We start from the raw sequence: 9,111 nt of genomic DNA on the forward strand, positions 1-9,111 counted from the left end.
GAGGGATAACGTGGAGTGTTAGGGTGCGGCGGGTATAGGTGCCTCTCCCCCCCCCCCCCCCCCCCCCCCCCCCCCCCCCCCCCGACGTGCCTATCCGGGTCGGCCGTGCGGCCGCCTATCCGGGCCAGTAGGTGCGACCCCACGCCGTCGGCGAGGGCGCGGGCAGCCGGTGGCGGGCCACGCGCGCGGGGTCGGCCCAGGAGTCGGGCAGCGCGGGCGCGCCGGACGGCTGGCCCGCCACCGCCGCGGCGCGCGCCTGGACCACCGCCAGGGCGGCGGCGAGCTCCTCCGGCGTCGGGTTGCCCCGAACGACCTTGATCATGAGACCTCCCTGAGGGACTAGAGGGGGATGTTGCCGTGCTTCTTCGGAGGGAGGGATTCCCGCTTCGTACGCAACTGACGCAGGCCCCGCACGAGATGGGACCGGGTCTCCGACGGCATGATCACCGCGTCGACGTAGCCGCGCTCGGCCGCCGTGTACGGGTTGAGCAGGGCGTCCTCGTACTCCTGGATCAACCGCGCGCGGGCCGCCTCCTGCGCCGTCTCGTCGCCGGCCGCGGCGATGGTGCGGCGGTGCAGCACGTTCACCGCGCCCTGCGCGCCCATCACCGCGATCTGCGCGGTCGGCCACGCGAGGTTCAGGTCGGCGCCCAGGTGCTTGGAGCCCATCACGTCGTACGCGCCGCCGAAGGCCTTGCGCGTGATGACCGTGATCAGCGGGACGGTGGCCTCCGCGTACGCGTAGATGAGCTTCGCGCCGCGGCGGATGATGCCCGTGTGCTCCTGCTCGACGCCCGGCAGGAAGCCCGGCACGTCGACGAAAGTGATCACCGGGATGTTGAACGCGTCGCAGGTGCGCACGAAGCGCGCGCCCTTCTCCGAGGCGTCGATGTTCAGGCAGCCGGCGAACTGCGTCGGCTGGTTGGCGACGATGCCCACCGGGTGGCCCTCGACCCGGCCGAAGCCGGTGAGGATGTTCGGCGCGAACAGCGGCTGCGTCTCGAAGAACTCGTTGTCGTCCAGGACGTGTTCGAGGACTCCGTGCATGTCGTACGGCTGGTTGGCGCTGTCCGGGATCAGCGTGTCGAGCGCCAGGTCCTCGTCCGTGGGCGCCAGGTCCGCCTCCTCGGGGAAGGCGGGCGGCTCGCTGAGGTTGTTCGAAGGCAGGTAGGAGAGAAGCGACTTGACGTACTCGATCGCGTCCTTCTCGTCGCCCGCCATGTGGTGCGCCACACCGGAGGTGCTGTTGTGCGTGCGGGCGCCGCCGAGCTCCTCGAAGCCGACGTCCTCGCCGGTGACCGTCTTGATGACGTCGGGGCCCGTGATGAACATGTGCGAGGTCTGGTCGACCATCACCGTGAAGTCGGTGATCGCGGGGGAGTAGACGGCACCGCCCGCGCAGGGGCCGACGACCAGGCTGATCTGCGGGATCACGCCGGACGCGTGGGTGTTGCGGCGGAAGATCTCGCCGTACATCCCGAGTGCCATGACGCCCTCCTGGATGCGGGCGCCACCGGAGTCGTTGATGCCGATGACCGGACAGCCGGTCTTCAGCGCGAAGTCCATGACCTTGACGATCTTCTGGCCGAAGACCTCGCCGAGGGCGCCGCCGAAGACGGTGAAGTCCTGCGAGAACACGGCGACCGGGCGGCCGTCCACCGTGCCGTACCCGGTCACCACGCCGTCGCCGTACGGCCGGTTCTGCTCCAGGCCGAAGTTGGTCGAACGGTGCTGCGCGAACTCGTCGAACTCGACGAAGGACCCCTCGTCGAGCAGGAGTTCAATGCGTTCGCGCGCCGTCAGCTTCCCCTTGGCGTGCTGCTTCTCCACGGCGCGGGCCGAGCCCGCGTGCTTGGCCTCCTCGATGCGGCGCTGCAGGTCGGCGAGCTTTCCCGCGGTCGTATGGATGTCGGTGGCGCCGCCGTCTTCGGCGGGACGGTCTGACGCGGGCACGTTGGGCTCTTCCGGCTCGGACATCGGGATGCGGCTCCCTGCCTGCTCAAAGGTGCTTGTCTACGGCTGTGCGGCTGGCTACTGACCCGTAGCGTATCGGCGCCGATACCGTTCGGCAGTGCGGCGTTTACCACACCTAGGGTGGCTTGCATGACGCCGCGAGATGCTTCAGACGCGCACGACGACTCCTCCTCCGGAGGACGGGACTCCTCTTCCTCTTCCCCTTCCCCTTCCCCTTCTTCCTCGTCTTCTTCCCCTTCCCCTTCCCCGTCCCCTTCCTCGTCCGCCGCCGGCGGGCAGGAATCCGGCGGCGGCGGACGCTGGTCCGACCTCGACCGGCCGCCGCTCAACGCCGCCTCCCTGCGGCGCACCCTGCTCCGGGACGGCGGACTGTGGTCCTCCCTCGACGTGGTGGCCGCCACCGGCTCCACCAACTCCGACCTCGCGGGCCGCGCCGACGAGCTTCCCGAGGGCGCGGTGCTCGTCGCCGAGGAGCAGAGCGCGGGGCGCGGCCGCCTGGACCGCCAGTGGTCGGCACCCGCCCGCTCCGGCCTCTTCTTCTCCGTCCTGCTCAAGCCCGCCGAGGTGCCGGTCGAGCGGTGGGGGTGGCTGCCGCTGCTCACCGGCGTCGCCGTCGCGACGGGGCTCTCCCGGGTGGCCGGCGTGGACACGGCACTCAAGTGGCCCAACGACCTTCTGGTCACTGTCGGCGAGGCGGAGCGCAAGGCCGGCGGCATCCTCGCGGAGCGGGCCGGCTCCGCCGACGGCGGCGGTGTCGTCATCGGCGTCGGCATCAACGTCACGCTGCGCGAGGACGAGCTGCCGGTGCCGATGGCGGGTTCGCTGGCGCTTGCGGGGGCGGGGGTCACGGACCGGGATCCGTTGCTGCGGGCCGTGCTGCGGTCGCTGGAGCGGTGGTACGGGGACTGGCGGGGGGCGGGCGGCGACCCGGCCGCGTCCGGGCTCCAGGAGACGTACGCGGCGGGGTGCGCGACGCTCGGGCGCCGGGTCCGGGCGGAGCTTCCCGGGGACCGGGCGATCGTGGGCGAGGCGGTGGCGGTGGACGGCGACGGCCGGCTGGTCCTCGCTACGGAGGACGGGGTGCAGGAGCCTGTGGGGGCGGGGGACATTGTGCATTTGCGGGGTGCCTGAGGGTTCTGGCCCCTGGGCCTTGGGCGGTCCTGGGTGCGTTTTCGTCTGCGGGTGTGGTGTGGCTTGTCGCGCAGTTCCCCGCGCCCCTGGGGTTCGGCTGTGGGGCGGGGTCGCGGGGGTATGTACGTACTCGCTATCCCTGCGCCACGCCTCAAGAACAAAGACGGCACAGTGTGCTCGGTGCTCCGTGCGCACATACCCCCGCGCCCCCTCCGGCCGGGTGGGTGGGTGCGGCCCGGTGGGGCGATGCACTGCAGCTGAGGCAAGCCCCGCAGGGGTGGTGCCTCCGGGGGCGCCTCGGGCGGGGCGGTGCCTCGGGGGCGCGGCGGGCTGTTGCTTTCAGGGGTACGGGCGCGGCGGGCTGTTGCTCTCAGGGATACGGGGGCGGCGAGCTGTTGCTTTTAGGGGCGCGGGGAACGGCGCGACCAGCCACAACGCACCCGCACCCGCCCACGCAGCGCGGCCCGCAACGGCGGGTGGGCTTCTAGGGGCGCGGGGAACTGCGCGATCAGCCACGACGGACCCGCACCCGCCCGCGCAGGGCGACCCCCAGTCACCCAGGACCGTCCAAGGCCCAGGGGCCAGCCCACGCGGGGAACTGCGCGATCAGCCACGACGGACCCGCACCCGCCCGCGCAGGGCGACCCCCAGTCACCCAGGACCGTCCAAGGCCCAGGGGCCAGTCGGGAGTGAGGTGCGGCACACCTGCCGTAAAGTTGACGCCGGTCGATACCTGACCACGGCAGATCGGAAGGGCAGCAGGCGTGACCGTCGACGACACGGGCACCGGCGCGGGTGCACACCCACCCCCCGACGGCCGGTCCGGCGACGGCGGTGAAGGCGGTGATGTGGTGCCGGACGGGTCCTCGCAGTCGGCCCGGGGACGCGATGTCCCCGAGGTGGACGAGAAGGAGGACGGGGACGAGGAGAAGAATCCCCTCGCCCTCCGTCTCGAGGCGCTCATCCTGGGCGCCGACCGGCGGTACACCCCGTTCCAGGCGGCCCGCAGCGCGGGCGTCTCCATGGAGCTGGCGTCCCGGTTCTGGCGGGCCATGGGCTTTCCCGACATCGGGCAGGCCAAGGCGCTGACGGAGGCCGACGTGCTCGCGCTGCGCCGGCTCGCCGGTCTGGTCGAGGCGGGGCTGCTGAGCGAGGCCATGGCGGTGCAGGTGGCCCGGTCCACGGGGCAGACCACGGCGCGGCTCGCCGAGTGGCAGATCGACTCCTTCCTGGAGGGGCTCACCGAGCCGCCCGAGCCCGGGATGACCCGCACCGAGGTCACGTACCCGCTGGTGGAGCTGCTCCTGCCGGAGCTGGAGGAGTTCCTCGTCTACGTGTGGCGACGTCAGCTCGCCGCCGCGACGGGGCGCGTCGTGCAGGCCGCGGACGACGAGGAGATGGTCGACCGGCGGCTCGCCGTCGGCTTCGCCGACCTCGTCGGGTTCACCCGGCTGACCCGGCGCATGGAGGAGGAGGAGCTCGGCGAGCTCGTCGAGGCCTTCGAGACCACCGCGGCGGACCTCGTGGCCGCGCACGGCGGGCGGCTCATCAAGACGCTGGGCGACGAGGTGCTGTACGCCGCCGACGACGCGGGCGTCGCCGCGGAGATCGCGCTGCGGCTCATCGAGACCATGGCCAACGACGAGACCATGCCGGAGCTGCGCGTCGGCATCGCCTTCGGCACCGTGACGACCCGTATGGGCGACGTCTTCGGCACCACCGTGAACCTCGCGAGCCGGCTCACGTCGATAGCGCCCCGGGACGCGGTCCTCGTGGACGGGGCGTTCGCGGAGGAGCTGACCCGTACGGGCGAGGCGCCCGCTTCCGAGGCGGAGGCCGCGGAGGAGGCCGCGCAGGCGGAGAAGGAGGGCGAGGAGCCGCCCTCGTACCGTTTCGCCCTGCAGCCGATGTGGCAGCGCCCGGTGCGTGGTCTCGGCGTCGTCGAGCCGTGGCTGCTGGCCCGCCGGGGCTGAGCCCGCTCCCCTTCCCGGGGCCCGGGTGCGGCTGACATGATCCCGGGGTAACGGTCGTTAACCGGGTGGAGGAGGCGTCATGGGTGACGAGCAGTGGTACGGGGAGTACGTGGCGGTCAGGCGGCACGGGCACGTCGTCGAGCTCGTCCTGGACCGCCCCGAGGCGATGAACGCCGTCTCCTCGGAGATGGCCCGTTCCATCGCCGCCGCCTGCGCCGCCCTCGCCGACGACCCGGACGCCCGCGTCGTCGTGCTGACCTCCACCCACGAGCGGGCCTTCTGCGTCGGCGCCGACCTGAAGGAGCGCAACTCCTTCGGCGACGACGAACTGCGCCGCCAGCGGCCCACGACCCGTGCCTCCTACACCGGTGTCCTGGAACTGCCCATGCCCACGGTCGCCGCCGTGCGCGGCTTCGCACTCGGCGGCGGCTTCGAGCTCGCGCTCTCCTGCGACATGATCGTCGCCGACCCGACCGCGGTCGTCGGGCTCCCCGAGGTGTCCGTCGGCGTCATCCCGGGCGGCGGCGGCACCCAGCTCCTGCCGCGCCGCGTGGGCGCCGCCCGCGCCGCCGAGCTGATCTTCTCGGCGCGCCGCGTGGAGGCCACGGAGGCGCGGGAGTTGGGCCTGGTGGACCTGCTGGTGGACGACGGCGAGGCCCGTACGGAGGCGCTCGCGCTGGGTGCCCGCATCGCCGCCAACTCGCCCGTCGGTCTGCGGGCCGCCAAGCGCGCCCTGCGCCTCGGGCACGGCCTCGACCTGCGGGCGGGCCTGGAGGTCGAGGACGCGGCCTGGCGCACGGTGGCGTTCTCGGCGGACCGGGCGGAGGGTGTCGCGGCGTTCAACGAGAAGCGCAAGCCCCAGTGGCCGGGGGAGTAGCGGCGCCCGGGACGGTGTCCCGAAGTTCCAAAATGCGGCGAACCTCCTAATCTGGGGAAATGGGTGAGGATGTCCGGCTGCGGGCCGTGGTGGAGCTGGCGCAGGGAATGGCGGCCGCGCACACTCCGCGCGAGTCCTGGCGGGCGGCGGCCGGCGGCGCGTGCCGCGCGCTGAGCGGGAGTTTCGCCGCGCTGTCCGTGTGGGAGCGGGACATGGGGCGGCTGCGGGTCCTGGTGAACGCGGGCCAACGCGTCCGGGGCGAGGAGGAGTTCCCGGAGAACGAGGCGTACCCCGTCCACCAGTTCCCCGAGATCACCGAGTTCCTGCACGAACACTGGGCGGGCGGCGGCGAGCCGCACGCCTGGGTCGAGACGGCCGAGGGGCCCGCGGGTGCCCGTGCGGCCGGCTACTGCCACCAGCGCGTGGCCGCCCTGCGCCGCCGGGGCCGCGGCTGCTGCGTGGTCGCGCCGATCGTGCTGCACGGGCGGGCGTGGGGCGAGCTGTACGTGGCGCGGCCGCCGGGCGCACCGGTCTTCGACCGGGCCGACGCCGACTTCGCGACGGTCCTCGCGTCGGTGGTCGCCGCCGGGATCGCGCAGACCGAGCGCCTGGAGGAAGCGCGCAGGCTCGCCTTCACGGATGCCCTGACCGGGCTCGCCAACCGCCGCGCGGTGGACCTCAGGCTGGACGAGGCGGTGGAGCGGCACCTCGCCGACGCGTCGGTGGTGAGCCTGGTCGTCTGCGACGTGAACGGGCTCAAGCGCGTCAACGACACCCGGGGCCACGCGGTCGGCGACCGCCTTCTGGAGCGGTTCGGCTCGGTCCTCTCGCTCTGCGGCGCGATGCTGCCAGGGACGCTCGCGGCGCGGCTCGGCGGCGACGAGTTCTGCCTGCTCTCCGTGGGCCCCACGGCCGACGAGGTGGTCCGGGTCGCCGACGAACTCTGCGTACGCGCATCGGAGTTGGAGCTCGGTGACGGGGTCGCATGCGGGGTCGCGTCGACCGGTGACCCGATCGGTCCCGTGCGCTCGGCCCGCCGTCTCTTCCGCCTCGCCGACGCGGCGCAGTACCGCGCGAAGGCGGCGCGGGCCGCGAAGCCGGTGGTGGCCGGGCGCGAAGGGGGCGAAGGGGCCGGCGATCCGGTGGTGCGCCTCGCCGACTCGGCCGCGGGGGAGCCGCCGGCGGGGGAGCGGCGGAGGTTCCGGGGGCGGGGGCCGCGGCCCCCGGACCGGCGCGAGGACGGCTGAGGGGCGGGAGGGCGGCCGAGGGGGCGGTGGGGAGGCGGTCGGGGCCGGGTGCCGGTGACGCTCCCGTCCCTGGAGGGCCCGGTGTAAGTGGTCCGGGCCGAACCCACCCGTGACACCTGGCGATTCAAACCGTACGCTGCTGAATATGGATATGCACAGCGTGGGCACCGTGGCCCTTGGGACGTCCGGGACGACCGCGGCGGACGTCATCGCCGTCGCGCGCGGGAACGCGCGGATCGAACTCTCCGCCGAGGCGGTGGCCGCCCTGGCCGCCGCCCGCGAGATCGTCGACGCGCTCGCCGCCAAGCCCGAACCGGTGTACGGCGTCTCGACCGGATTCGGCGCCCTGGCCAGCCGCCACATCGGCCCCGACCTCCGCGCCCAGCTGCAGCGCAACATCGTGCGCTCGCACGCGGCAGGCATGGGCCCGCGCGTGGAGCGCGAAGTGGTCCGCGCGCTGATGTTCCTGCGCCTGAAGACGGTGTGCTCGGGCCACACGGGCGTGCGCCCCGAGGTCGCGCAGACCATGGCCGACGTCCTGAACGCGGGCATCACGCCGGTCGTCCACGAGTACGGCTCCCTCGGCTGCTCCGGCGACCTCGCGCCGCTCAGCCACTGCGCGCTGACGCTGATGGGCGAGGGCGACGCGGAGGGCCCCGACGGCCAGGTGCGGCCCGCGGGCGAGCTGCTCGCCGCGCACGGCATCACCCCCGTCGAGCTCCGCGAGAAGGAGGGCCTCGCCCTCCTCAACGGCACCGACGGCATGCTCGGCATGCTCATCATGGCCCTCGCCGACCTGGAGACCCTCTACAAGTCGGCGGACATCACCGCGGCCCTGACGCTGGAGGCCCTGCTCGGCACCGACAAGGTCCTCGCGCCCGAGCTGCACGCCATCCGCCCGCACCCGGGCCAGGCCGCGTCCGCCGCCAACATGCTCGCCGTCCTCGCCGGATCCGGCCTCACCGGACACCACCAGGACGACGCGCCGCGCGTGCAGGACGCGTACTCCGTGCGCTGCGCCCCGCAGGTCGCGGGCGCGGGCCGGGACACGATGGCGCACGCACGCCTGGTCGCCGACCGCGAGCTCGCCGCCGCCGTCGACAACCCCGTCGTCCTGCCCGACGGGCGTGTGGAGTCCAACGGAAACTTCCACGGCGCCCCGGTCGCGTACGTCCTGGACTTCCTCGCGATCTCCGCCGCCGACCTCGGCTCGATCGCCGAGCGCCGCACCGACCGGCTGCTCGACAAGAACCGCTCGCACGGTCTTCCGCCGTTCCTCGCGGACGACGCGGGCGTCGACTCGGGCCTGATGATCGCCCAGTACACGCAGGCCGCCCTGGTCAGCGAGATGAAGCGGCTCGCCGTCCCGGCCTCGGCCGACTCGATCCCCTCCTCCGCGATGCAGGAGGACCACGTCTCCATGGGCTGGTCCGCGGCCCGCAAGCTGCGCACCGCCGTCGACAACCTCACCCGCATCGTGGCGATCGAGCTGTACGCGGCGACGCGCGCCGTCGAGCTGCGCGAAGGCCTCACCCCGGCCCCCGCGACCCGCGCGGTCATCGAGGCGGTCCGCAAGGCCGGCGTCGAGGGCCCGGGCCCGGACCGCTTCCTCGCCCCCGACCTGGCGGCGGCGGACGAGTTCGTGCGGGCGGGCGCGCTCGTGGCGGCGGTGGAGCCGGTCACGGGGGCGCTGGCGTAGCGCCGGGGAGCACTTCGGGCCCCCTGGCGTAGCGCCGGGGAGCCCTTCGGGCCCTTCGGGTACTTCGAGTTCTTCGGGCCCTTCGAGTGCTTGGCTTCCTTCGGGGAGGGGTGGGGGGGGGGGGGGGGGGGGGGGGGGGGGGGGGGGGGGGGGGGGGTGGGGGGGAGACCTTCGCCTCTGACTCCCTCCGCTCCCGCGCAGAGGCGCGCC

The 9,111-nt window shown here is 73.6% G+C and carries 7 protein-coding genes; 5 read left to right on the top strand and 2 right to left on the bottom strand.

The window, feature by feature from the left end:
- Nucleotides 1-115 precede the first annotated feature (115 nt).
- Entirely contained in the window at nt 116-322 is a 207-nt protein-coding gene (locus ACZ592_RS06640; protein WP_471580388.1) for an acyl-CoA carboxylase subunit epsilon, read from the bottom strand.
- Nucleotides 323-339: 17 nt separating this feature from the next.
- Complete coding sequence (locus ACZ592_RS06645) at nt 340-1,977, bottom strand: acyl-CoA carboxylase subunit beta (RefSeq protein WP_471580389.1); 1,638 nt, start codon at nt 1,975-1,977, stop codon at nt 340-342.
- A 126-nt stretch (nt 1,978-2,103) separates the two neighbouring features.
- Here ACZ592_RS06645 and ACZ592_RS06650 point away from each other — a divergent pair, with 126 nt between their 5' ends.
- The 5 genes from ACZ592_RS06650 (at nt 2,104) to hutH (ending at nt 8,901) form a co-directional block, all read left to right on the top strand.
- Nucleotides 2,104-3,105, top strand: a complete 1,002-nt coding sequence (locus tag ACZ592_RS06650; protein ID WP_471580390.1) for a biotin--[acetyl-CoA-carboxylase] ligase — start codon at nt 2,104-2,106, stop codon at nt 3,103-3,105.
- A 764-nt stretch (nt 3,106-3,869) separates the two neighbouring features.
- Nucleotides 3,870-5,078 (top strand): adenylate/guanylate cyclase domain-containing protein, encoded by a 1,209-nt coding sequence (locus ACZ592_RS06655; protein ID WP_471580391.1) that lies wholly within the window; start codon nt 3,870-3,872, stop codon nt 5,076-5,078.
- 79 nt (nt 5,079-5,157) lie between these two features.
- The gene (locus tag ACZ592_RS06660) at nt 5,158-5,955 is read left to right on the top strand and encodes an enoyl-CoA hydratase/isomerase family protein (protein WP_471580392.1); all 798 of its coding nucleotides are present in this window, start codon (nt 5,158-5,160) and stop codon (nt 5,953-5,955) included.
- Between the two features lie 59 nt (nt 5,956-6,014).
- Nucleotides 6,015-7,202 (top strand): GGDEF domain-containing protein, encoded by a 1,188-nt coding sequence (locus ACZ592_RS06665; protein ID WP_471580393.1) that lies wholly within the window; start codon nt 6,015-6,017, stop codon nt 7,200-7,202.
- 160 nt (nt 7,203-7,362) lie between these two features.
- Nucleotides 7,363-8,901, top strand: a complete 1,539-nt coding sequence (gene hutH / locus ACZ592_RS06670; RefSeq protein ID WP_471580730.1) for a histidine ammonia-lyase — start codon at nt 7,363-7,365, stop codon at nt 8,899-8,901.
- The last annotated feature ends 210 nt before the right edge of the window (nt 8,902-9,111 follow it).

The organism is Streptomyces sp. NPDC040622 (assembly GCF_055593965.1).

Coding starts and splice junctions, on each gene's coding strand:
- ACZ592_RS06640 (WP_471580388.1), bottom strand. CDS start 322: ATGATCAAGGTCGTTCGGGGCAACCCGACGCCGGAGGAGCTCGCCGCC.
- ACZ592_RS06645 (WP_471580389.1), bottom strand. CDS start 1,977: ATGTCCGAGCCGGAAGAGCCCAACGTGCCCGCGTCAGACCGTCCCGCC.
- ACZ592_RS06650 (WP_471580390.1), top strand. CDS start 2,104: ATGACGCCGCGAGATGCTTCAGACGCGCACGACGACTCCTCCTCCGGA.
- ACZ592_RS06660 (WP_471580392.1), top strand. CDS start 5,158: ATGGGTGACGAGCAGTGGTACGGGGAGTACGTGGCGGTCAGGCGGCAC.
- ACZ592_RS06665 (WP_471580393.1), top strand. CDS start 6,015: ATGGGTGAGGATGTCCGGCTGCGGGCCGTGGTGGAGCTGGCGCAGGGA.